The organism is Bifidobacterium [indicum] DSM 20214 = LMG 11587, assembly GCF_000706765.1.
Lineage (GTDB): Bacteria > Actinomycetota > Actinomycetes > Actinomycetales > Bifidobacteriaceae > Bombiscardovia > Bombiscardovia coryneformis.
Genome location: NZ_CP006018.1, coordinates 275529 through 299867, shown reverse-complemented (window position 1 = coordinate 299867; position 24339 = coordinate 275529). Strand labels below are relative to the sequence as shown.

21 protein-coding genes and 2 tRNA genes are annotated in these 24339 nt (G+C 58.6%); 7 read left to right on the top strand and 16 right to left on the bottom strand.

Annotated features, from left to right (window positions below; all coding sequences use genetic code 11):
• Nucleotides 1–10: 10 nt before the first annotated feature.
• The 6 genes from BINDI_RS01060 to nrdD all read right to left on the bottom strand — a co-directional run bounded on the left by BINDI_RS01060 (nucleotide 11) and on the right by nrdD (nucleotide 6534).
• Nucleotides 11–1186 (bottom strand): NAD(P)/FAD-dependent oxidoreductase, encoded by a 1176-nt coding sequence (locus BINDI_RS01060; protein WP_033491387.1) that lies wholly within the window; start codon nucleotides 1184–1186, stop codon nucleotides 11–13.
• 275 nt (nucleotides 1187–1461) lie between these two features.
• Nucleotides 1462–1533 (bottom strand) — tRNA-Gln (locus BINDI_RS01055).
• A 42-nt stretch (nucleotides 1534–1575) separates the two neighbouring features.
• A tRNA-Glu gene (locus BINDI_RS01050) sits at nucleotides 1576–1648 on the bottom strand.
• A gap of 69 nt (nucleotides 1649–1717) precedes the next feature.
• Entirely contained in the window at nucleotides 1718–3244 is a 1527-nt protein-coding gene (gene gltX / locus BINDI_RS01045; RefSeq protein WP_033491385.1) for a glutamate--tRNA ligase, read from the bottom strand.
• 46 nt (nucleotides 3245–3290) lie between these two features.
• The gene (nrdG, locus tag BINDI_RS01040; protein WP_110444468.1) at nucleotides 3291–4016 is read right to left on the bottom strand and encodes an anaerobic ribonucleoside-triphosphate reductase activating protein; all 726 of its coding nucleotides are present in this window, start codon (nucleotides 4014–4016) and stop codon (nucleotides 3291–3293) included.
• Nucleotides 4017–4122: 106 nt separating this feature from the next.
• Nucleotides 4123–6534, bottom strand: a complete 2412-nt coding sequence (nrdD, locus tag BINDI_RS01035) for an anaerobic ribonucleoside-triphosphate reductase (RefSeq protein ID WP_033491384.1) — start codon at nucleotides 6532–6534, stop codon at nucleotides 4123–4125.
• 537 nt (nucleotides 6535–7071) lie between these two features.
• On the opposite strand from nrdD, the gene BINDI_RS01030 reads away from it, so the two are divergent.
• From BINDI_RS01030 to BINDI_RS01020, 3 genes are all read left to right on the top strand, one after another.
• On the top strand, nucleotides 7072–8175 hold the full coding sequence (locus BINDI_RS01030; protein WP_148301948.1) for an ABC transporter substrate-binding protein: 1104 nt from the start codon (nucleotides 7072–7074) through the stop codon (nucleotides 8173–8175).
• Complete coding sequence (locus BINDI_RS01025) at nucleotides 8172–8942, top strand: ABC transporter permease (protein WP_033491382.1); 771 nt, start codon at nucleotides 8172–8174, stop codon at nucleotides 8940–8942. The genes BINDI_RS01030 and BINDI_RS01025 overlap by 4 nt, the downstream gene beginning before the upstream one ends.
• A gap of 247 nt (nucleotides 8943–9189) precedes the next feature.
• Nucleotides 9190–10254, top strand: coding sequence for a DUF805 domain-containing protein (locus BINDI_RS01020; protein WP_033491381.1), 1065 nt, complete (start codon nucleotides 9190–9192; stop codon nucleotides 10252–10254).
• 131 nt (nucleotides 10255–10385) lie between these two features.
• On the opposite strand, the gene BINDI_RS01015 is transcribed toward BINDI_RS01020, so the two are convergent.
• On the bottom strand, nucleotides 10386–11261 hold the full coding sequence (locus tag BINDI_RS01015; protein ID WP_033491380.1) for a hypothetical protein: 876 nt from the start codon (nucleotides 11259–11261) through the stop codon (nucleotides 10386–10388).
• A 74-nt stretch (nucleotides 11262–11335) separates the two neighbouring features.
• Nucleotides 11336–11992, bottom strand: a complete 657-nt coding sequence (locus tag BINDI_RS01010) for a histidine phosphatase family protein (RefSeq protein WP_033491379.1) — start codon at nucleotides 11990–11992, stop codon at nucleotides 11336–11338.
• A gap of 277 nt (nucleotides 11993–12269) precedes the next feature.
• On the opposite strand from BINDI_RS01010, the gene BINDI_RS01005 reads away from it, so the two are divergent.
• The 3 genes from BINDI_RS01005 to BINDI_RS00995 all read left to right on the top strand — a co-directional run bounded on the left by BINDI_RS01005 (nucleotide 12270) and on the right by BINDI_RS00995 (nucleotide 14677).
• Nucleotides 12270–13595 (top strand): MFS transporter, encoded by a 1326-nt coding sequence (locus BINDI_RS01005; RefSeq protein ID WP_033491377.1) that lies wholly within the window; start codon nucleotides 12270–12272, stop codon nucleotides 13593–13595.
• A 154-nt stretch (nucleotides 13596–13749) separates the two neighbouring features.
• Nucleotides 13750–14256 carry a GtrA family protein gene (locus tag BINDI_RS01000; RefSeq protein ID WP_033491375.1) on the top strand — a complete coding sequence of 169 codons (507 nt, stop codon included), beginning with the start codon at nucleotides 13750–13752 and terminating at the stop codon, nucleotides 14254–14256.
• A 73-nt stretch (nucleotides 14257–14329) separates the two neighbouring features.
• Nucleotides 14330–14677 carry a phenylpyruvate tautomerase MIF-related protein gene (locus tag BINDI_RS00995; RefSeq protein WP_033491373.1) on the top strand — a complete coding sequence of 116 codons (348 nt, stop codon included), beginning with the start codon at nucleotides 14330–14332 and terminating at the stop codon, nucleotides 14675–14677.
• Nucleotides 14678–14845: 168 nt separating this feature from the next.
• Here BINDI_RS00995 and rplI read toward each other — a convergent pair whose 3' ends face one another.
• From rplI to rpsF, 4 genes are all read right to left on the bottom strand, one after another.
• Nucleotides 14846–15298, bottom strand: a complete 453-nt coding sequence (gene rplI / locus BINDI_RS00990) for a 50S ribosomal protein L9 (protein ID WP_033491371.1) — start codon at nucleotides 15296–15298, stop codon at nucleotides 14846–14848.
• Nucleotides 15299–15312: 14 nt separating this feature from the next.
• The gene (rpsR, locus tag BINDI_RS00985) at nucleotides 15313–15561 is read right to left on the bottom strand and encodes a 30S ribosomal protein S18 (RefSeq protein WP_033491370.1); all 249 of its coding nucleotides are present in this window, start codon (nucleotides 15559–15561) and stop codon (nucleotides 15313–15315) included.
• Between the two features lie 46 nt (nucleotides 15562–15607).
• Nucleotides 15608–16213, bottom strand: a complete 606-nt coding sequence (locus tag BINDI_RS00980; RefSeq protein WP_033491369.1) for a single-stranded DNA-binding protein — start codon at nucleotides 16211–16213, stop codon at nucleotides 15608–15610.
• A 110-nt stretch (nucleotides 16214–16323) separates the two neighbouring features.
• Nucleotides 16324–16620: a 30S ribosomal protein S6 gene (gene rpsF / locus BINDI_RS00975; protein WP_033491368.1), complete on the bottom strand. Its 297-nt coding sequence runs from the start codon at nucleotides 16618–16620 to the stop codon at nucleotides 16324–16326.
• 319 nt (nucleotides 16621–16939) lie between these two features.
• Here rpsF and BINDI_RS00970 point away from each other — a divergent pair, with 319 nt between their 5' ends.
• Entirely contained in the window at nucleotides 16940–17968 is a 1029-nt protein-coding gene (locus BINDI_RS00970) for a glycosyltransferase family 2 protein (RefSeq protein WP_033491367.1), read from the top strand.
• 12 nt (nucleotides 17969–17980) lie between these two features.
• Here the strand turns inward: BINDI_RS00970 and BINDI_RS07630 are convergent, their stop codons facing one another.
• The 4 genes from BINDI_RS07630 to BINDI_RS00950 form a co-directional block, all read right to left on the bottom strand.
• On the bottom strand, nucleotides 17981–20401 hold the full coding sequence (locus BINDI_RS07630; RefSeq protein ID WP_237742953.1) for a glycosyltransferase: 2421 nt from the start codon (nucleotides 20399–20401) through the stop codon (nucleotides 17981–17983).
• Between the two features lie 16 nt (nucleotides 20402–20417).
• Entirely contained in the window at nucleotides 20418–22073 is a 1656-nt protein-coding gene (locus BINDI_RS07625; RefSeq protein ID WP_052357137.1) for a glycosyltransferase family 2 protein, read from the bottom strand.
• A gap of 173 nt (nucleotides 22074–22246) precedes the next feature.
• Nucleotides 22247–23470: an ABC transporter ATP-binding protein gene (locus BINDI_RS00955; RefSeq protein WP_052109042.1), complete on the bottom strand. Its 1224-nt coding sequence runs from the start codon at nucleotides 23468–23470 to the stop codon at nucleotides 22247–22249.
• A complete protein-coding gene (locus BINDI_RS00950) occupies nucleotides 23471–24298 on the bottom strand; it encodes an ABC transporter permease (RefSeq protein ID WP_033491365.1) in 828 nt (275 codons plus the stop codon).
• Between the last annotated feature and the right edge of the window lie 41 nt (nucleotides 24299–24339).

Here is a 24339-nt window from a genome sequence, read left to right as displayed (position 1 = left end):
GACGGGCGAATCAGTTGCCTTCCAGCATGGTCCTGATGTTGGCGAGCTCAAGGACGGAACGGTCGTTGACGATCTTCTTCACGATCCCAACCACAGCGCCCTTCAGCTTCCACTTGCCCATCATGTCGATCTCGGCAACGCCCACATGCGGTCCCAGGGAGCAGACGGTACCGATGCTCTTGAAGGTGAACCGTTTTGTTGGGCGCCCCTGCACCCTGGCGATGACGTTGGCTGCAGCCGTATCAGCCTGGGCGATCGAGATCTGTGCTGTGGTGGGGAACAGCCTGCCCGACTCGGGATCAGGAACGGCGCTGATATCGCCGATGAGGTATTCCTCAGGGTGATCCTTGAGTGAGAGGTCATCCTCCACTACAACGCGGTTGCGCTTTTGATTATATCCGGAATCGGCAATGACGTGGTTACCACGCACCCCTGTGGTCCAGATGATTGTATTGGCCTTGAACTCCTGGTCGTTGCTGATTACGGCACCCGGCCGGACCTCGGTGATGGCCGTGGAGGTGTGGAATTCGACGCCCTTCTTCTTCAGGTAGCCAACGGCCCAGTCAACCAGCTTCTGCGAGAACATGGGAAGGATCTTGGGCGAGGCCTCGATGCATGAGATATTGATCTGATCGGCCGGCAGACCATACTCGGCGACCAGCTTGGGCATACGGTAGACCAGCTCCCCCAGGTACTCGATGCTGGTGAACCCCGCACCACAGACCACCACGTGGAGGTCATTGGGGTCGTGGCTGTTCCGGTAGTTGGCCAGGGTCTGCTCCAGGTGGTGCCTGGCGGCCAGGGATGTGTCGATGTCGACCAGGGGCCAGCCGTTCTCCTCGGCCCCCTTGATGCCGAAGGTCTCCGATTCGAACCCCAGGGCGTTGATCAGGTAATCATACCGGAGGGGTTCATGCTCCTCCAGGGTAACCCGGCGCTCCTCCTGGTCGATGCCCGTCACCGTGTCGATGAGGACCTCGACCTTGGGTGAGACGACCTTGCGAATATCGAAAGTGACGTCGGCCGGTTCCTTGGTGCCGGCGGCAATCTGGTGGAGCTGGGTGGCCTCATAGTGGTAGGGGTGCCGATTGACCAGGATGATACGGGCATCAAGATTGGCATGTGCCAGCTTCTTTGCGGCACGCATGCCGGCATACCCTGCGCCCAACACAACGATAGTATTCATAGTCCTTCACAACCTTTTGCTCGAACAACCTTGTACAGCGTGCAACGGGACAGTCAGGACCGATTTCCATCCGTACCGGCCCACCCGCCGTTTATCTCTATCGTATCGGCTCGGACACCCCGAAAGGCCGAACCTGACCTTACGCGGCGAAATCATGTTGTGACCTAGACGACAAATCCGATGGCATACGGCAGTCGGGGCTACAAGCCTTCAACGGAACGGGGCCGAGAACAAAAAGCCGCGGCCCCCTGAGGGAAACCGCGGTTGAATACTCGCTGGGGTACCTGGACTCGAACCAAGAATGGATGAACCAGAATCACCTGTGTTGCCAATTACACCATACCCCAATTGGCTATGTGGCAACCGCTTGGACGGTTGCCACATAATCGTACCCCCGACCGGATTTGGACCGGTGTTGGCGCCGTGAGAGGGCGTAGTCCTAGACCGCTAGACGACGGGGGCTTTCTCTTTTCGTAGCGCGCCGACCTGATTCAACAAGCCGGTAGCACAACAAAAAGATAATATACCCGCTCAGAGATGTTGGCGCAAGTTGGTCAGCCGCTGGAGTGTTGCGGTCTTGCCGATAATCTCCAAGGACTCGAAGAGCGGGGGCGACACCCGGCGACCGGATACGGCGATCCGCACGGGCCCGAAGGCCAGACGGGGCTTGTACCCTCCCTGCTCAACCAGGGCCTCGGTAAGAAGGTCATGAAGATGGTCGGTGGTCCAACTCTGGTCGGGCACCTCCCGGAGCGTCTGCTCGGCCAGCTCCAGAACGGCAGCGGCCGACTCCTTGAGCTGCTTGCGTGCGTCGGGGTCGGGCTCGATGTAATCGGCATCGTTGAGCAGGCTCCCCATCATCCCGGAGACCTCGCCCAGAAGACGGACACGGGGCTGGACCAGGGGGCCGGACGCCGTCAGGACCTCACGCTCACGGTCGGTCAGGTCATCCCAACTCTCGGCAGTGACCAGACCATCACGTTTCAGATAAGGCAGGGATCGATTCAGGAAATCCTGCGGATCCAGCATACGGATGTGCTCGGCATTGATGGCGATGGCCTTGTCGATGTCGAAATGAGCCGGATTGGCCTTGACGTCGCGAACATCGAAGCGCTCAATCATCTCATCCATGGAGAAGACATCGCGGTCGGGGCCTATCGACCAGCCCAGGAGGGCCAGGTAGTTCAGGAGACCCTCGCGGATGAAGCCATGCTCACGGTGCAGGAAGAGGTTGGACTCGGGATCGCGCTTGGAGAGCTTCTTCTTGCCCTGACCCATCACATAGGGCATGTGGCCGAAGAGGGGCATGACCTGGGCGACACCCAATTCCATCAGATACCGGTAAAGAACGATCTGCCTGGGCGTGGAGCTGAGGAGGTCCTCCCCGCGCAGAACCACGTTGATCCGCATCATGGCATCATCAACCGGGTTGGTCAGGGTATAGAGGGGGTCCCCATTCGGGCGGACAATCACATAGTCGGGCACCGATCCGGCCTTGAACTCAATCCGGCCGCGAATCAGATCGTCGAAGGCAATGTCCTCATCGGGCATGCGGATACGCAGGGCGGGCTTACGGCCCTGGTCACGGAAAGCCTGCCGCTCCTCCTCGCTCAGGTTCCGGTCGTACCCGTCATACCCGAAGGCCTCGGGTCGTCCGGCGGCGACATTGCGCTCCTTGATTTCGTCCGCAGTGGAATAGGATTCGTACGCGTAGCCGGCATCAACGAGCTGCTGGGCGACCTTCTTGTAGATGTCGCCCCGCAGGGACTGGCGGTAGGGACCATCGGGGCCACCTACCTCCACCCCTTCATCCCAGTCAAGCCCCAGCCATCTCAGGGCATCCAGGATCTGCCCGTAGCTCTCCTCGCTGTCGCGCTGGGCATCCGTGTCCTCGATTCGGAAGACGAAGGTCCCCTTGGAATGACGGGCCTGGGCCCAGTTGAAGAGGGCCGTACGGACCATGCCCACGTGGGGGGTGCCCGTGGGGGAAGGGCAGAACCGCACCCTCAGATCCTTGGGCAGTTCGGGTTTCGAGTCGTGATCATGCTCATCAGTCATAGTCACCATTGTGCCCCGGCAAGGCGACGTTCGGAAAGCGGCCCGGTCAGCCCCGCTTCTGCTCCTGCTCCCTGTTCTTGCTGTAGGTTTCGGGAATGAACCTGGTCTGGTCGTGGACCTTCGCCCAGAGAACCAGCTGACCGGTTTCAAGAGACTTCGGAACATCGATGATGCGCTGGTTGGACGATCCACGGAATTGGAGGAGGGAGTTCTTCTGGTCCTCCAGGTAACGACCATCGACCAGGACATCCAGATAGGAGATCAACTCGGCCTTGTCAGGGGTCTCCCCCGGGCGATTCAGCTCCTCCCAGGTGTAGCCAGTCCAGCACCAGATGTCCTTTTCCTGGCCGAACTCCTGACGGATCCGTTTGGAGAGTCCGAGAAGCATGGGTGTATTAAGTAGGGGCTCGCCGCCCAGGTAGGTGATGCCCTGCACGTAGGAGAGGGAGAGGTCCCTGATTATCTGGTCCTCCAACTCCTGGGTATAGGGGTGCCCGGCCTTGAAATCCCAGATGGAGGAGTTGTAGCACCCCTGGCAACGGAAGGGACAGCCACTGACGTACAGGGAGGAACGGATGCCTTCCCCGTCGGTCATGACCAGTTGCTTGTAGTCGGCCACAATGCCCTGGCTGAGCTTGCGTCCGTCCCACTGACCGGCTTTGGGGTTGTTGGTCAGGAGGGAGGGAATTCCCGGGCCCCTGTCCTGTTCGTCGGCCGCGAAGTCACGGTGGCCGGCGGCACCGGTCTTCCTCATGACACCCTGCTTACCCATTGCCATCCTCCAAACTCCGCCCGGTCTGGCCGCCGGTCACGAAAATGGCGGGCCGTCACTGCACGGCCCGCCATCGGTATTGCTCTTCGACTCGCTTGGTCAGGGCCTACTCGGCCTTGTCGTCGAACCACTCCTTGATGTTGCCGTCCTTCAGAACCACGCGGCCGGTCTCGCCCTGCATGTGCTTGACCCTGTGGGCGATCTCCTCATGGCGGCCGTGGACCATGGGCCGCTGGACCGGATTGCCCAGGTAGCCGCAGGTGCGCTTGGTCACGTTGCACTTCTCCGGGTCGTCGTTACCGCACTCCGGGCACTTGAATCCCTCTTCGGTGGGCGCGAAGTCGCCCTCGTACCCGCAGACGAAACAGTGATCGATGGGGGTGTTCGTGCCCAGGTAGCCTATGCCGATTTGATAGGCATAATCCCAGACGGCCTCCAGAGCCTTGGGGTTCTGCTGCATGGAGGGGAACTCGCAGTAGTTGATGAACCCTCCCGAGGCCAGGTAGGGGAAGTCGCGCTCATAGCTGAGCTTCTCCATGGGGGTGGGCCGCAGCCAGACCGGGTAGTGGAAGCTGTTGGTGTAGAAGTCATGGTCGGTCACGCCCTCGACGGAACCGAACTTCTCCTTGTCCATCCGGCAGAAGCGGTCGGTCAGGGATTCGGCGGGGGTCGAGTAGACCGAATAGTGATACCCCTCGGACTTCTCCCACTGCTTGCAGAGCTGGCTCATGCGACGCACGATGCTCAGGGCGAATTCCTTGCCCTCCTGGTCCCAGGTATGGTCCTGCATCCAGTCCTTACCGAAGAAGACGCTGGTGGCCTCATACAGCCCGATGTATCCCAAGGAGACGGTGGAGCGGCTGTTGCGGAAGAGGGTGTCGACACTGTCGGTGGGCTTCAGCCTGCCGAAGGCACCGAACTGGTAGAGGGTCGGGGCGTTGATGGGGGTGGCCTGCTTGCAGCGCATGATACGGAACTGCAGGGCGTGGTGGGCCACCTCCATACGCTGGTCGAACAGCTTCCAGAACCGGTCCTTATCGCCACGGGATTCCAGGGCGATACGCGGGATGTTGACGGTGACAACACCCAGATTCATACGGCCGTCCTCTTCGTCCTCCCCGGTCTCCGGGTTGGTCCAGGCCTGGAGGAAGGAGCGGCAGCCCATGGGGGCCTTGAAGGAACCGGTGATCTTGATCAGGTTCTCATAGAAGACCACATCGGGGTACATCCGCTTGGTGGAGCACTCCAGGGCCAGCTGCTTCATGTCATAGTTGGGATCACCCTCGTCGGCGTTCAGCCCATGCTTGATGGTGAAGACCAGCTTGGGGAAGATGGCCGTGTGGCGGTCCTTGCCAAGACCACGGATGCGAATCAGGAAGATGGCGCGCTGAATCTCCCGGGCGAACCACGAGGTGCCCAGGCCGAAGCCCACGGTAACGAAGGGGGTCTGGCCGTTGGAGACGCGGTTGGAGTTGATCTGGTACTCCATGGTCTGCATGGCGTCGTAGATGTTTTTCCTGGTCAGAATCTTGGCGTAGACCTGACGCAGGCGAACCATTTCAGGCGCATCCAGATCAAAGGGGGCATCCTCACCGATGGGCTCACGGTCGTCCAGGTGGAGCCAGTCGGCCTCACGGGCCTTGAGACCGCGGACGACCTCCTTGGCCACCTCGATGGGCTCCTCGTCGGGGAGAACGGCCTCGGCCATGGTGTAGTTCTTCTTGTAATCAAGCCGGGCATAGCTGTCGAGCATCTCGTCGCAGCGGTTGACGGTCTGGCCACCGTACTGGGAACCGGCGATGTCCTTGATGATCTGGGTGATCTGCGTGGCAGCGGTGCCGATGGACTTCGGCGAGTCCATCATGGCGTTGCCCAGCTCGAACCCATGCTCCAACATGTCGCTGAAGTTCGGCAGGGAGCAATTGGTCTCCGCGGTGAAAGGCGAGTAGTCGGCATCATGGAAGTGGATGTCGCCCTTCATGTGGGCATTGGATACATCCTTGGGCAACATGCTGAAGGCCGATGCCTTGGACACGGCACCCGCCAGGAGATCACGCTGGGTGGCGTAGACGTTGGCGTCCTTGTTGGCGTTTTCCCGTACCAGGGACTCGTCCTTGCTGGTCAGACGGTGGACGGCCTCATTGACATCAGTGGCCTTGGCCCTCTGAATGTCGCGATCAAGACGGTAGGAAGTGTAGGCCCGGGCGATCTCGTAGAGATGGGCATTGACCAGGGCGTGCTCGACCAGGGTCTGTATGTCTTCGATCTTGACCGGATTGGTATAGCGATCACGGATCTCCGACTGAACGGTCAGGGCCATCCTGCGGATCTCCTGACGGTCGTCCGGCCCGATCTCGTGCATGACATCCGTAAAAGCGGCCTCAATGGCGTCCATGATGTTGACGGGATCGAAATCGACGATCCGGCCATCGCGCTTCTCGACCAGAATGCCATCGACCGAGTCGCGTTCGGAGGTGTTCCTCTCCTCTGCACGGCTTGCCACCACCTGCGTATCCATCGTCACTCCTTGCATTGCCGCTCTCCATGCCCGCGAAACCGCTGAAAGGCCGCGAACTACATTCTTGTCATCTGTGATAACGAGATAACTCTACCACCATACGCCACAATATCTAGTGCGAGTCACAAAGATGAGCACTAGATATAGTACAATGACGCCAAATGTGATTTGACTCACATCTGCCGGCAATCATGCCGACTCACTGAGCCGCATTATCCCGGGAAAAGTGGATGACAACATGTTGGTCAGGGACGACACGGCCCTCCAACACACCCTCATCCTGTCTATGGGACCATCCACATGCATGGAGAAGAAGTACCCGACGGAAGTCCTCGTCCTGGATTTCGCGCGGTCCATTTATGGTAGGTTCTAGAGTGATTTTGTTCGCGCGGTTGGTGGCAGCAACCGTGTCACGACACGTTTCATACACGGAATCGACTACACCGGTCAGGAACGTCGCGCGGGCTCCTCACCTTCCCGTCGAGACACCTCACCGGTCATGGCACCAGGGAGTGCCGGGAAGGCAAGGTGACAAGCATGAGGAAATCCATGGCGGGCGCAGCTCAGGCAAGAGGACCACACGGATTGGCCTTCAGACTGGCGGCCCTGACGAGCGCGGCAGTCATGGGACTCTCTCTGGCAGGCTGCGGTGCCGGCAATCAGGCCGAAGGCGCGGACGACGACTCCCACATCTCCTTCATGCTGGACTGGACCCCCAACACCAACCATGTAGGCATCTATGCAGCCCGTCACCTGGGGTACTTCAAGGACGCGGGCATCGAAGTCAAGATACTCCCCACTGCACAGGCCGGCGCCGAAACATCGGTGCAGAACAAGGTGGCGGATGTCGGCTTCTCCAAGCTGAGCAATCTGGCCACCTTCAACTCCCAGGGGTCCAGCCTCAAGCAGGTCTTCAACCTGGGGCAGCACTCTGTGGCACGTTGGTGCTCCCTGGCCTCACGCACCGATATCCAGACCCCCAAGGATTTCGACGGCAAGACCTTCGTCAGCTTCGGATCGGCCGAGCAGACGGCCGTGGTACAGCAGATGATCAGACATGCGGGAGGCAATGGCGATTTCAAGCGGGTGACCAGCGGAACCAATACCTTCGCCACCCTGACCAGCGGCAAGGGGGACTTCGCAGGCTTCTACGCCAATTGGGAGGGTGTGGAGAGCGAGATCGAGGGCCCGGCCCTGCACTGCTTCACACAGTCAGACTGGGGGGTGCCCGGCAACCCCGACCAGCTGGGCTTCGTGGTCAGGGACTCCTGGCTCGATCAACCCGGGCACCGCAAGGCCCTACAGAAGTTCATCACCGCCAGCATGAGGGGATATGACTACTCCCTGGCCCACCCAGATGAGGCCGCCGAAATCCTGGTCCAGGAGACCAAGGGATCGAACATCGACCCGGAACTGGCCAGCAAATCAATGGAGAGCATCGTAAAGGAAGGCTACTGGTTGGAAACACCCGGCCAGAAGACCATCAGCGGGATGATCGACATGGACGACGCCCAGAGTTATCTGGACTTCCAATTCAAGGCCGGCACCTACAAGGACGCCAGGAAGGGAAACCCCGACAAGGCACCCCAGGCCATCGACCTCTGGACCGACGAGTTCGTCAAGGAGGCAAGGAAGCAGTGAGGCAGACCAGCCCCAGACCTGGATGGACACGGCTCCTGGCACCGACCCTGACCCTGGTGGCCCTCTTGGTCATATGGGAGGCCGCCGTACGCCTGGGAGGGGTGCCGGACCAGGTCCTCCCCTCCCCCAGCCAGATCGCCCAGGCCACCTTCGACAGCCTTGACGATTTGATTCCGGCCACGGCGATCACCGGAGTCGAGGGACTCCTCGGTTTCCTCCTGGCCACCGCCCTGGGTCTGGTTATCGGCCTGGCAATCCATGCCTGGCGGACCCTGCACGATGCCATCTATCCGCTGATTGCTGGAGCACAGATGATTCCTCTGATCACCATCGCCCCGCTCTTCATCATCTGGTTCGGGTTCGAGCCCCTGGGCAAGGTGGTCATCGTAGCCATCTTCGCCCTCTTCCCCATCGTCGTTCAGACCTGCCGGGGCCTGGATGCCGTGCCGCGTTTCTACCAGGACGTGGCTCTGAACTGCGGGGCTACCAAGGCATGGGCCCTGTGGCACGTGAAGCTGCGGGTGGCAGCCCGGCAGATCTTCGGCGGATTGCGAATCAGTGCCGCCTATGTCTTCGCCACAGCAGCCACGGCCGAATACCTGGGCGCCCAGAGTGGTTTGGGAATCTGGCTCCAGTCGGCTTTCAACTCCTTCAGAACCCCGCTGATATTCTCCGCCACCCTGGTCATCGTGATTCTGACGGCTGCCCTCCTGGCACTCATCACGCTGGTCGAGCGTCTGCTCCTGGGAGCACCCGAGAAGGACTAGAGGGCCTGCCCGCCAAGAATCGGAGCAACTCCGTGATGAGGCCCACCCGAAGCACACGGACGATTGCTGCAACGATTTTCTTAGGAAACACACTGTCCCAGCCAGGTACCAGCCCCGGATTCAGGCCGTTATACGTATCCTCTGAGACACGGATATGGAAATATTGAAAAACTCTTGCAATAATATTTACATACCGCTAATTGGTATGCGGGGATTTTCGTTTATTACACAAGGGGAAGAAGTATCTATGAACCAGCCGAATAATGGCAATGAGGGTAATCTGCCTGACTTCTGGACGCAACCCGACCAGAACCAGCCCGAACAGGCGGCGGGAAGCACCCCCGATTATGCGTATGGGGCGGGGCAGGACCCGGCTGGCGCACAGGGATACCAGGGAGGGAACAACCCCTACCCATCATATTCAAATGAACCGGTCCAGGAACAGCAGTTCCCCCCGGCCCAGCCGACCCCTCAGGAGCCTTCTTACACTTACACCGAGCAGCAGCCCCAGGAAACACCTGGAATCGGTACTGAGCAGACCTACCAGTCGACGTACCAGCCGATGCCCACACCCGAGCCCACTCCAGTCGAGCCGGCCTATGGAAGCCAGGCGGCGTACACCAACAACCATCCGACTCCTGCAATGCCCGACTACCAAGAGCAGGCATACGGCCAGCAGCAGGCGGCCTACCAGGGTCAGGACCCTTATGCACAGCCGGTCGGATATGAGCAGGGGGCATACCAGCAGGGTGCTTACCAGCAGCCGGGTGTGGGACCGCAGATTCCGCAGACACCTGCCTACCCCTCAGGGGCGGGTTACGCCTACACCGGTGTTCCACCGATTGACCAGCCCTGGTACGGCATCGACTTCATCAACGCCAGCAAGCGCTTCTTCAACAAGTACACCACCTTCAAGGGGCGGGCCTCCAGGGGAGAGTACTGGTGGTCCATCCTGCTGAACATCCTGATCTATATGGCCTGTGGCGTGCTCCTCGCTCTGGCCCCCGACACTGCCGCCGAGGCAGTGGCGGACGCTGTTTCGGTCGCGCTGTTTGTCCCCAACATCGCGGTTGCGGTGCGCAGATTGCACGACAGCAACATGTCCGGCCTGTGGTACCTTCTGCCTATCGTCACCACCACTGTCGGCGTCATATTGTTGGTCTTCGGAATCGCGGCGGCTTTCATGCAGACACCAGGCGTAGTCATTACCCTCATCGCGCTGGGTGCCATCATCACGCTGGGGGGAGGCATCGCCAATCTCGTGTTCATGCTTCGGCCCAGCGACCCACGCGGCGCCCGCTTCGACAAGTGAGGGCGATGCCCTGGGTCAGATAGAGACAGCAGGACTCCGAACATAACCGAACCCCCGATACCGAGCAGGTCACGACCATGCAGGTCGAGATCCGAGGTATCGGGGGTTTGTCTATTTATCCAGGTCGAAACTCAGAGTTCCACAGGAGGCTTGTTCGGGTCTTCCGGGACATGCGCAAACTTCGCCTGGAGAGCCTCGCGACTCTTGCGCTCATCGTCCTCCTTGGCCTGGCGCTTGGCCTCTTCCGGATCCCAGACCACCTCATCCAGGTGCTTATTCCACTCGGCAGCCACCTCGGGGGCCAAGGTATCCGCCAGATCGTGAATCGTTTTCGACGAAATGACGGCAAGGGCCCCACGGACCTGCTCATCGGTCAGGAAGACCCTGGGGATACCCATTCGCTCGTTGAGCTCGTTCAGATAGAGCAGAATCGGCAGGATTCTGACCACCTGATCCCCGTCGGCATGGACGGCCGAGGCCAACCGGTCCAGAGCGATCACGGACGTGGCCAGGCGTCGGCCCACCTCGGCCTGCTCCGCCGAAGACTCCAGGGGCTCCCCTCTTGGCGTGACCTCCTTGGCGAGGCAATCGACCAGGTCGCGGGCGGCCTTGACATCCTCCTGGTTCCAACCGGCCCCGAGGACCTCGGCGGCCTGGACCAGCTTGTCCGATTGACCCTGTGCCGCCCCGCCGACCATGCCCTCATATGCGTCGTTGGCGGCCAGGAGGGCATCAACCAGTTCCTGCGGCCGGCCGGGAATATCCTCGGCTCCTTCATATACGTACTCGGCATCGGGGATGGTCACATCCTGGCCTGTCATCACCCGAGCCAGGACCCTCGTTATCCTCACCTGCAGGGTCTCGGCGTATTTGGCGTCGTTCCTGAGCCTGACCGCATCGGTCAACGGCCACAGGTCAATCAGGTCGACCCCGGCCTGGATGGCCTCCCCCATCGACGGCCTGGATGCCAGCTCTTCGACCAGATTCTGCTCATAGACCACAATCATCACGCTCCTTCACCTGAGTCGCGGTCCAATCCGCGTTGCAATCCTCCTGCCATCCTATGACACAGGGGACGGCCTTACACACCTGCCGCCGGATCCGCATATGTGATGCCAAGCACCTTCCGGGAGCCGCAGTCCAGGGTGATGGAGGTGACCGAGGCAAGGGCGGTGCCACGACGCAGCATATTGTGCTCGGGATGGCCCGTCTCCAACAGGTGCCGGAAAGTCCAGATGGGCGACTCATGGGAGACGGCCAGAATCTGTGCGTCCGGATATTCCTCGACCTTTTCGTATACGAAGTCCGAAACCCTGCGGGCTATCTGCCGGTAGCTCTCGCCCCAGCTTGGTTTGGAAAGATCCAGGACCAGTTTCAGGTTGGAGGGGTACCAGAGGGCACCCGCACCCCGGCCGATCCGTTTGCCGCGGAACTCATTGCCGGCCTCGATCAACCGCTCGTCATAGTGCGGATTCAGTGGGTCCAGGCCACGTTTCCCCCTGGCGGGATTGACCTCTTCCAGAAGGATGTCCGTGGTTTCCCTGGTCCGGTCCAGGGGGGAGGAATAGACGGCGGCGATGTCCCTGAAGCCAGGCGCTGCCGCCAGGAATCTACCCGTGGCATGGGCCATCCCCCGTCCGCGTTCGGACAGGTGGAAGCCTGGAAGGCGTTCGTAGAGAATATGGTCGGGATTGAATACCTGACCGTGGCGGATGAAATGAATGGTCGTTGCCGGCAAGTGACCTACCTCCCGATGGCTCCCCGGGTCTTCCCTCAGGACGAGAGCTCGGGGTAAACTTATATCAGCCCGGGACCGGCTTCAAGGGTCCGGAGCGGTTACCAGTCTAACAGTCCGTAACAGCCACCAATTCAACCCCTCTCCCCCTGTTTTCCGGGATTCCCCGGAGCGACCCGCGTCTTTGCGGATGGAGGGAGTGAAAGCGCTACGTTGAGCGGCAGGCCCCGAGGAAACCAAACACATAGGCATACGAGCAGAGAAAAAGGCAGGAGGAGCAATGCCGCAGCAGGTAAGGGATGCACTGGGTCAGATCGGCCATCGTATTTTCGGGGGCTACGCGTCACTTTTACGTATGCCCCACACAGCCCGCTTCGCAGTCGGCTCGGTCATCGCCTCCATGCCCTTCCCCATGGTCGGCATGACCATCACCATCTCGGTCCAGCATTACTACGGCAGCTACTCACTGGCCGGAGCCCTGACCGCCGTCCAGGCCATATCGCTCGCACTGGTGAGCCCGATCCTGGGTAAGCTGATTGACAAGTTCGGCCAGCGACAGGTCTCCCTCCCCACCGTGGTGGTCTGGATGGTCGCCGCCGCGGCCCTTATCACCTCGATCACCTCTCATGCGCCGGCCTGGGTGCTGTACTGCATCACCCCCTTCATGGCGGCGATACCGCCGTGGGGAGCCATGAGCCGCAGCAGGTGGACCAACATCCTCAGGGGAGACAGGAAGGCCACCGACCAGGCACTGTCCCTCTCCGGGGTCTTCGACGAGGCCATGTGGGTCATCGGAAACCCCCTGGCTTCCATCCTGGCCGTCATATCCGGGGTATTGGCCTTCTCCTTCACCGGAGTCTGTGTCCTGGTCGGCGCCTGGATGTTCCTTTCGATCGCCACAACGGAACCACCGTCCCAGACCAGCCTGGCCAAGGCCCAGGGCATCACACGCAAGGAGTACCGGGCCAGGCAGGCTGCCAGGGCGGCCGAACTGCAGGGGCAGGAGGGGCAGAGTGCCTTCTGGAGCTCGGGCATGATAGCCGTATGCGTCACCTGGTTCGGCCTGGGTGCCTTCCAGAGCGCCGCTTCCATCTCCATCATCTCCTTCGCCACCGAGCAGGGCATGAAACAGATGACCGGGTTCGTCTTCGCCTGTTTCTCCTTCAGCTCCTTGATAGGCGCCCTGCTCTATGGTGCCAAGAGCTGGACCATTCCCCTCTGGAAACGCTTCTACTTCTGCCTCCTGGTGGTCAACCTGGGCATTGGCACCTTCCTCTTTGCCGGAAACCTCTGGACCATCATGCTCATCTACCTGGTCATCGGCATCTGCCAGGCACCGACCTGGATCAACGGGAATCAACTCATGCTCCACCTGGTCCCCCCTGCCAGATTCACCGAGGGGATGGCCTGGCTGAGCGCCATGAACTCCATCGGGTCATCGGCAGGGTCCGCAATCGCCGGTCAGTTCATCGACCGATACGGCTCCCGGGGCGGATTCGGGGTTGTCACGGCTCTAGCGCTGACCTCCCTCACCATCGCCTTCGTAGGGTTCCGTCAGATTCGAGACAGTACCGAGAAGCCCATTCTCACCGAGCTCAAGGCCTGAACCCTCTGCCTCCAAGCCTGGGTACGGCATTCCGGCTCCGTCGGAATCATCAACAGGCACCGGTGCCGTTGCGATTCCTGCCGTCGTGAGATTTCTGCATACAATTCTCCGGCAGTATCGGCCCGGCTGCCGGGGAGTGGTTCAATGGTGCCTTATGCGCAAACTCATCGAGCAACTTGTCAAGTTCGGCATCGTGGGCGCCATCGCCTTCATCATCGATGTCAGCATCATGAATCTGCTGATCATCCTGGCCCACTTCAACAACGTGCTGGCCGGCGCCATATCCTTCCTGATCTCCCTGGCCTTCAACTACCTGGCCAGCATGAAGTTCGTTTTCAAACACCGGAACGATATGGCCCGTTGGATGGAGATGACGGTCTTCCTTATCTCCTCGGTCATCGGATTGGGCATCAACGAGCTCATCCTCTGGGCAGGCACGGCCATGCTGCCCGCCGACGCCATCCACTCCATGCACAGCAAATATGTGCTCTACTCCAACGCAGCCAAGATAGTGGCAACCGTCGTCGTGGCCATATGGAACTTCATTATCCGCAAGTGGCTCCTTGATGCCCCGGCACCCGGCCAACCAGCCAAGGAGGGCTCCCTCTCCCATCGCCTCGGGGCCTGGTCCCTGACGCATCGTCCTTTCGGATGGAACTGACCGGCACCGTCTAGTATTGAAGGGGTCGGCGGGCCAAGTCCAGGCCCTCTCCAGTCCAGTCAGGAGGAACATCATGCCTGTTATCCATACCCACGTCAGCACCTCGATAAGCGTCGAACAGCGTGAACGGATCAAGACCGCCTACGGCAAGGCCATCACCGCCGTTCCCGGCAAGTCCGAGGGGTGGCTCATGTGCCCCTTCGAGTCGGACATGCCCATCTACTTCGCGGGTGACGACTCCCAACCAGCCGCCTATGTGGAGGTCAACGTCTTCGGCAGCGAGGTTCCCAAGTCGGCCTGGGAGAGCCTGACCAAGTCCATCATGCAGATTCTGGACACCGAGCTGTCCATCCCCCAGGACAGGACCTACATCCGCTACACGGCCACAAAGGACTGGGGCTGGAACGGCGGCAATTTCTGAGCCGAAGGATTGTCCGGAAATGAGATACCGGACACATGAAGAAGGTCCCCCGCACCACATCGGGTGCGGGGGACCTTCTTCATATCTTGCTTAAGCCCTGATGCCGGGACCGGGAATACCGACCCCGAACCCTGGCATCAGCATTACCTGGGTCTCATCCAGGGTGGTTCACTCGCCGGCAATCACCTTGACGGTGAAGTTGGCGGTGATTTCCGGATGCAGGGCCACTGTTGCCGGGAATTCGCCGGTGGTCTTGATGGACTCAACGGAGATGGTCCTGGGGTCCACATCGGCCATGGGTCGAAGGGCCTGGGCGATTGCCTCGTTGGAGATACCACCGAAGAGCTTGCCGGAATCGGAGACCCTGGCGCTGATCTCAACGCTCTGGCCTTCGACGGCGTTCTTGGCTGCGACTGCATCCTCACGGGTTGCCAGCGACTTGGCGCGACGAGCCCTCTGCATGGCCTCGATCTGGGCCGCGGCACCCTTGGACCAGGCGAAGGCCAGGCCCTGGGGAATCAGGTAGTTGCGGGCATACCCGGGCTTGACGGCGACGACGTCACCCTTGTGCCCCAGGTCGGTCACGGTATCAGTGAGAATAACCTTGGTTTCCTTTGCCATGTCTGTATCCTCCCTCAGCGACCGGTGGTGGCGTAGGGCAGCAGGGCCATCTCACGGGCATTCTTGATGGCCGTGGAGATCTCGCGCTGCTCCTGGACGGTGACGCCGGTGATACGACGGGAACGAATCTTGCCGCGGTCCGAGATGAACTTGCGCAGCAGGGCGACGTCCTTGTAATCGATGGTGTGAACCTTGGCGGCCCTGAGCGGATTCGGCTTCTTCTTGAAGGGCTTGACCGGTGGTTGCGGCCTCTTGCGTGACATATGTTCTCCTTATTGCACTTATGAAATCTTGCCTTGAGCTATCAGCTCAGAACTCTGGCTCATCTCCTGCGCCGCCGAACTCCCCCGAGGACCCAAAGGATCCGAAGGAGTCACCGGAACCGGTGGACGACCAGGGATCCTGGGCAGGAGGCTGAGACCCCTGCTGGGGCGCGGCTCCCGCCGCGGCACCACCCTGGTAGGAGGATCCACCCTGGTAACCGCCGTTCCCGGCACCTGCAAACCCACCACGGCCGCCCCCGTTGGGGGCACCAGTGTTGGAGTTCCGGGTCACCTGGGCGGTGTTCCTGGTCAATGCAGGGCCAATCTCATCCAGACGCAGCTCCACGACCGAGCGGTTGTTGCCCTCACGGTCCTGGTAGGAGCGCTGTACCAGACGACCCTGGGCGATGACCCGCATGCCCTTGGTCAGACTGGCCTGAATGTTGGAGGCCAGGGGGTTGTAGGTGGAGTCCCATGCGGAGCACCGCATGAAGAGGGCGTCCCCGTCCTCCCACTGACCCGAGTTCCTGTTGAACTGCCTGGGCGTAGAGGCGATGGTGATGTTGGCCACCGTACCGCCATTGGAAGTGGTGCGCACCTCCGGATCCGCAGTGAGGTTCCCCACCACGGTGACGTATGTATCTCCTGCCATCTCACGACCTTTCCTCTTGTCGGGAATCCCGGATGTTCTGCCATCCCGTGGTTCCCCTGCCCATGGCGGACGGATGCCCCGCAGGGCCCGTCAACGCTCGATAGCTGTTTTTACTTGGCATCCTTACGAAGGATCTTCGTACGAATGATGGATTCGTTCAGGTTGAGGACACGGTCGAGCTCGGAGCTCACAGCCGGCTCGCAGCTGTACTCGACGACCACGTAGTTGCCCTCGTTGTTCTTGTCGATCTCATAAGCCAGCTTGCGGCGGCCCCAAATGTCGATATTGTCGACGGACCCACCTTCCTTGGTGACCACCTCGAGATACTGATCGGTCAGCTTCTTCAGGGATCGCTCATCCAGGCTCGGATCAGCAATGAACATCAGTTCATACTTGTGCGCAGACATCACCCACCTCCTTTGGACCTAACGGTCACGGACTTTCCGTGACAGGAGGGTGCATAAAGCCGGCGGTCCAATCACCACATGGCGCCAGAACCACCAGACAATGTTTCGAGTATATATCGTCATCAGGACCGGATTCGATCAGCCGGCTACGCTGGAGCCAATCACCGGCTGGCGCTGCAGGAAACCTGTTCCTGACAAGAAATGCGGCAAGGCCCCACTGTTCGACTCAGGCATCATACGGGCCATACCCACGCCGACCTTGCCGGTCTTTCATACAAGGCACAACCCAGACCATGAGGCTTCTACTAGACTGGCTTCTATGACAGTCAGCCAAGACCTGGTATCCATCATCGTTCCCGTATACAATGCGGCGGAATACCTACCCCGCTGCCTGGATTCCATCTGTGGGCAGACCCATACCAATCTGCAAATCATCCTGGTGGATGATGGGTCCACCGACGGGTCCGGCACCATTTGCGACCGATATGCAGTCCGGGACCACCGCATTCAGGTAATACACCAGGAGAACCAAGGCATCTCCGTGGCCCAGAACGCCGGACTGGACGCCACCCGAGGCACCTACCTGGCCTTCGCGGACAATGACGACATCCTCGATAAAAAGAACATCGAATTACTGCTCCACGCTCTGAAAGTAACCGATGCCGACATGAGCAAGGCCAGATGGCAGCAATTCGGCCCCTCCCAGATGGACTCCATTGTTGATGAAGCCTCTCATGGGGCTGCCTCACCACGAAACATCAAGGTCTTTGCCAACCCCTTCAAGGCCTATCAGACATACTTCTGCAAGAGTCTTCGCATCTTCATGGACATGATCGGCAAATCCGGTGAGGTCAGGTATTTCAACGAGGCCAATTGGTGCAGACTATACAAAGCTGAACTGTGGGAGGGTATCCGCTTTCCCCCCGGCCGCTACGCACAGGACATCATGGTGGCTGGCCCGCTATACCGACGAATGTCCAAGGTTGCCGACATCAATACAGTCCTGTACTACTGGCTGCAGTCGCCCTCATCCGTGACCCACTCCCTCCGCAGCGTGGGCTTCTACCGCGACAATGTGGCTGCGGGTCTGGCCAACTTTGAGCTGGCCCTGGACGACGGAATCACCCCTATGCGCAGTTACTATTCCATCTGGGATGGGCTCCGTTCCGAGACGGCTGCAGCTGGCTCGGACCCGCAGAGCCTGGAGGAACTGCACCAGGACCGGCAGAGGGCGTCGGCCCTCTTCCACAAAATGGGTATCGCCCGACGCGCCCTCTGTACCGTCGCCACCTGGGTCAGGCATCTGGAGAAGCTCATATACGATGCCCGGGTCAAGAATATGGCTTAATCTGCTGGGTATTCAGTCCTCCCGGACCCAGAAGTTGCCCGAGGTCCGGGAGAGATTGGGGTTGTAGTAGGGGTCGTTCTCGACCGCCTCCGCATGTCTGCTCCTGAATTCCGCGGACTCCTTTTCCAACCTCGCCCTCTTCTTTTTGTCTTTGGCATCCTTCCCGCGAGTCACCGACTCGAAGTGATAGAGCTCGACCTCATGGGCCCACACGTTGTCCCTGCCCAGCTCATCGTGGATTCGTGCGCAGAGATCGACGTCGTTGTATGCGACCGCCAGAGTTTCGTCAAAACCGGAAACAGCCTGGAAGTCCTCGGCCTTGACCATGCAGCACGCCGCCGTCATAGCGTAGTAATTGACATTCTCGATGAGTCTGCCGAAATAGCCAAAGTGGGTCCGTGGCGTGCCGACCATGATATGCCCGGCCACGCCTCCAAGCCCCAGAACAATGCCTGCGTGCTGAATGGTGTTGATCGGGTAATAGAGCTTGGCGCCAACCACTCCTATCCGTTGTAGCTGAGCGAAAGAGACCAAGCGCGTCATCCAGAGCGGGCTGATGACCTGGGTGTCGTCGTTCAGGAAGAGAAGGTACTTGCCCTTGGCCTCCTTGGCAGCCAGGTTGTTGATGCGGGAGAAGTTGAAGGGGATATCGAGATCAAGCACCCTGAACCGCTCCCCCAGGCGTTCCTTGTACCTGGCATACAGTCTTTTCATGGCCGGGTTGGTGCTGCCGTTATCGGCAATGAGCACCTCATAGTTAGGGTACTTGGTCTTTTCGATCACCGAGTCCATGCACCGCTCGATGTTGTCATAGCCATTCTTGGTAGGGATAATCACCGACACAAGGTCGGGGTCGTGAATACCGTAGTGAACGTTGTAGATGCCGCTCGGACCGGCAGAGACCACCTCGGCGTCAATCCCCCTGCGTTCCATGGCCGAGCTGAGGGCTCGCAACCCCGCGTCCGAAGCGTAGTCCTTGGCACCACCGCTGGAGGCAGTCGATGTGGGTAGAGTCCTCCAGTGGTAGAGAACCTTGGCTATGTGCTGGACTCTTGATGGCTCGGTACGCTCCATGAACCGCAGGAGCATGTCATAGTCCTGGGACCCCTCATATCCCACACGGAAGCCACCGATCTCATTAACGATGGATCTGCGGTAAACACCCAGATGACTGATGTAGTTGGTGCTCAGGAGAAGATCAGGCTCGTAGTCGGGCTTGAAGTGCGGGTCGAATCGGTGACCCTGCTCGTCTTCCTTGTCCTCATCGCTATAGACCAAGTCGGTTTCAGGCTTCTCGTTGAGCCGCTTGACCACTTCGAAGAAGGCCTGAGGAGGCAATTCATCATCGTTGTCAACCAGAGCCACGAACTCACCGGTTGCGATCTCGAGAGCCGAATTGGTCGCCCTCGATATATGCCCGTTCTCCTTCCTGAATACGACCTTGATCCGGTCATCCTCTTCGCTCATTTGCTTGAGGACTTCAGCTACACGGGGATCCGTGGAGCAATCATCGGCCAGGCAAAGCTCCCAGTTGGAATAGAACTGGTTGCGGATGGAATCTACACAGGCTCGTAGCCACTGCGGCTCAACATTGTAGACAGGCACCAGAACGGAGATCATGGGCTTGTACGCGAATCCATCGATGCTGGATTCGACAGCCGCTTTGTCATATTGCTCGGTACGCGCGATGAGTTTCCTGTACGCCGCCTTCTGCCGACGTGGCACCAGATATCGGTCGAAAATACGCCTGGCGAAGCTACGGGGATGCCTGATGGCGGCAGCTTTTCTGAGAAGTAGCCCGAACCTGGACATGGCTTGGGAACGGGGCACTTTCAGGGTCAAGGAAACCTGCCCGGACGGCCCGGAAATAACCAAGGACGGATGCTCGGCACGGAAAGCCGCCAGTCCGTCCGGCAGACTGATCCGCAGCTTGAATCCAAGCTCGGAATCGATGGGCATGGCCTTGGTCATGTTGACATCCGGCCGAAGAATCCGCTTCACATCATTCAAGCGGGCATGCTCGCAGGGAGATATACCGACAGAAGCCGCTTCATGCCCCTCCAGGTCGGCTGCCCAACCCGTCACCGTGATGACGGAGGAGTCCGATGAGACCAGGACCTGATCAATGGACGCCTCTACAGGAGCATGGTCCGGTTTCTCGGAGGGGAAGAAGGCCGAAGCGAAGGGATCCACCATGCCCTGGTGGGAAGCCAAGTACCGATCCAGGTCTTCCTGGGGTATCTTCGCAGGGTTTTTCGCCTCGTCAACGAAGAGGGAATATGGTTGCCAGAGGGTGGTAAGACCGCATTCCTCCTGCAACCTGACACAGTAGTCAATGCCTTGAAGACCGGAAGAAAGAGACTGATCGAACCCCTTTATCCGCTCAAAATCACGGCGACGAGTAAGCAGGCAATCCTCCGTGACGGCGAACATATCACGAGGCAGGAGATCAACGGAAGTAGTATCCGATGCCCTGGTCCCAGTCTCCGCGCATCTCGAAAGGCTGGCCTGTCTTCATCGCTCGCAGGGTCACGCCCACATTCGCAACTCGTCCACGGTCATCCAGGATTTTGCCTCCGACAACCCCAACCTGATCGTCGCGAATATAGTTGACCATTTCGGTCAGCCAGTCCGCCCTCCTGGGGTTCTTCCCATCCAGGAAGACCAGAAGGTCCTCATCGCATTCTCGTGCTGCTGCGTCGAACCCGGCCTTGCCGACGGACACAAACCTCACCTGAGGGTAGTCTGTTTCGAGCTCAAGATCATGGAGCTTCTCACCCGTATACCCGGAAGCAATAACAGCCACCGAGGGCGCTTCTCCATGGTAGTCGATCTTGTAGGTGCCGAGGTTATCGAGCATGCGGACGCTGCCATCTGTTCCCCGACGCTTAAGGGTGGCTTCAAGCGCAGCCTTGCCTGCCTCATAGGCGTACATCTTGCTGCGGGGATCACCGGCCACTGAACTGGAGAGGGTCCTCCAGTGATACATGATCTGGGGAATGTGATGGACCTTCTGCGCCTGCTCCGTCGCCCTCAGGACGAAGTCATAGTCCTGACTCCCGTCGAAGGCGGAATCCAGACCTCCCACCTTCTGCAGCAGGGCCCTGGAGACGGTCACGAAGTGGGTGATGTAGTTGTGGCCCAACAGAAGATGGGGCGAGAAATCAGGCTTGAAGAAGGGATCGAATCTGACCCCCTTTTCCGTGATTTTGTCCTCATCGGTGTAGATGAAGTCAATCGATGGATCGGAGTTAATTGCCGAAACCACCTCATAGAGTGCACTGGGAGCCAGCTCATCATCATTGTCCATGAAGCCGATGTACTGCCCCTTGGCCAGCTCTATCGCAGAGTTCGTTGCGGCGGCTATGCCACCGTTCTCATCCCTGTACACGGCATGGATTCGGGGATCACCGGCGGAGATCTCCTTCAGCAGGGTTCTCACCGACTCATCAGGAGAGTGGTCATCGGCCAGGCATAGTTCCCAGTTCGGATACCACTGGGCATCCATGGACTCCACACACTTGCGCAGCCATTGCTCATCCACGTTGTATACGGGAACCACGATGGAGATCAATGGCTTTTCAGCGAAGCCCTCCATGACCTGCATGGCATCCGCGGGCTTAGTAACCTCATGAGTCCGTATCCACTGGTCATAGGACTTCTGCCGCTTGGTGATCTTCCTCTTGGCACGCTTCACCAAGGACCTAAAGTTAGACGAGAAGGAATCATGAAGAAGACGGTAACTGATCTGTCTCAAACGTTGTTTCTTCCTGTCATTGCTGAGTTTACGTTCCAAACGGTTCAAATCGATCTGAACCGGCCGTTCAGTACCGTTGATCATGAAAAGAAGTTGGAATGATCCCTTGCTGGAAAGGGTTGCAGCGGTAAAACCGGGCCGGGCGGAAGAATCCAGATCGAAGACCGTGGCAATGTCATTCCTGTCCTGCCGTTCAACGGTTACATCCTCATCTTGGGGGCGAATGCGTATTCCGGTCTTACGATAGGTATCCACAGCCCAGCCGGATACCGTGACGGTGCCGTCTATGGGGTTCTTCACCAGATCCTCGATGGCAACCTCATAATTTACGGCGCTATGAACGATCATCCTTTTTTCTTCCTCGTCTTCGCACTATCATCAACAAGGCCACGTGTGGCTGACTTCTGAATATGTGTCACCGCTCCTTCTCGGAGCGGAATCAGGCCCGAAACAGCAGATACATCCTAATGAACTCCCAGCGGTAAAAACATGCGTACCCACTATGCGTCTATATGCCGTCATCAGGTCAGTTTCACACTGACTTTCGGATGAGTCAAACTTTGATCGTAGAGTTTGGCCTTGCGAACCTGGAAGTGGTACACAGCCGACTGCTTGAGCAGAAGGTCATCTCCCGAGGCAGCAGTGATGTTGATGTCATAATCACCAGAGGCCAGAACATTCTCGATCTTAAATATGATCTCGTGACGACCCTTGGTAAAAGTGTCCTTGTCTGAATTGACCAGGTTCGAGGTAGCCAGAACCACCCTGCCCTGCTGGTCTACCAGATTGATCTCGAAGATGCCGTGTGGAACGTTCCGCTCGCATTCGAAGGCGATCCTGATGTCGAAGTTCTGGTTGATGTCGAGGAGCTGGGTGTTCTTCCCATCGGCTGCGACCTGTATGTCGACCATCCGAACACCATCGCCTTGCTCCAGTCGGACCGCCTCATTGTCCTTCTGGACGGCCTCCTGCTCCTTCTCTATGAAGTAGTCGGAATAGGCACTGGCGACTTCGTCCGGTTCGCCGAACTTGGCAATGACACCGTCCTGTATCAGCATGGCTTTGTTGCAGAACTGTCGAACATCACCCATGGAATGAGTGACCAGTATGATGGTCTTCTTCTCTCTCTTGGCCTCGAAGAAATAATCCCGGCACTTCTTCTGAAAAGCTTCGTCCCCCACGGCCAGTACCTCATCAAGGACGAGAATGTCACCCTGGGACTTGATGGCTACTGAGAAGGCCAGCCGAACCTGCATACCACTGGAGTAGTTCTTCAGCTTCTGTTCCATGAAGTCGCCCAGCTCGGCGAAATCGACAATATCGTCATACATATTGTCGATCTCTTCCCTGGAGAACCCGAGCATGGCACCGTTCAGATATACGTTTTCCCTACCCGTAAGCTCAGGATTGAAACCCACTCCCAGCTCGATGAAAGGCACCAGTTTCCCATTGACCTGAACCTTGCCACTGTTTGGAGAGTATATGCGAGAGATGATCTTCAGAAGAGTGGACTTGCCGGAACCATTCTTGCCCACAATGCCAAAGAAATCACCTTTCTTCACCTCAAAGGAAATGTCCTTGAGCACATGCTGGATGGTATATCCGTTCTGCCTTCGGATGGTGTTGAAGACGAAACCCTTGAGGCTGTTGGTCTTCTCATAGGGCAGTTTGAAGTCCTTTGACACATGGGAGACCCTAAGTGCCACGTCATCAGGCAGATTATCGGTTTTATCGGAAAGTTTCATTTATACCAGCTCCGCGAAGTACTTGGATTTGACAGTAAAGAACTTCAAGCCCAGCAGGAAGATCAACAGGGAGAAGACAACAGGCCAGCAGGCGACGAAGAAGTTGCTTGTCCATCCCCACAAGGTCGGATTGGCCGGGGATATCAGCACATGACGAGCATCCTGCACAATCTGGGCCATAGGGTTAAGCATGAGGTCCAGCTTGGCGAAAATAGGTCCGTTGTTACCGGCCCTGGAAGAGATCATGCTGATTGGATAGATGATGGGCGTAGCATAAAAGCCGGCTTGCGTCACGACCTCCCAGATGGGGTTCAGATCACGCAGGTCGACATAGAGCGCACTGAGGAAGAATGAGATACCCAAGGCCAGCAAGTAGAGCTCAAAGACTATCGGCAGAATGAGTAGATTCGACCATGCCGGCTTGACTCCGTTGATCAGGGCAAAGACAATCACGACGATGAAGTTGAACCCGAAGTTGATCAGAGCGCTCATGGATGACGCAACGACTACCACATACTTGGAGAAGTGTATCTTCCGCAGAAGATCTCCATGCCCCACAATCGAGAGCATACCGCCAGTTGTTGTTTCGTTAAAAAGATTCCACAGGATGATACCAAGCAAGAGAGCCACGGCGAAGTGCGGAACATCCGCTCCAAACCGCATGAAGCGCACGAAGACGACATACATAATGGCAAAGAGCATAAGGGGCTTGAGAACCGACCACAGGTACCCCAAGACCGATTCCTTATACCTCAGTTTGAAATCCGTGGAGACCATGGCTTTGAGCAGAAGCCAGTTCTTCTTGCTGAAAATCTCTAATCTCTTCAATTTCCTCTCCTTGGTCGCACTCGACAATGGAACCCGTACTT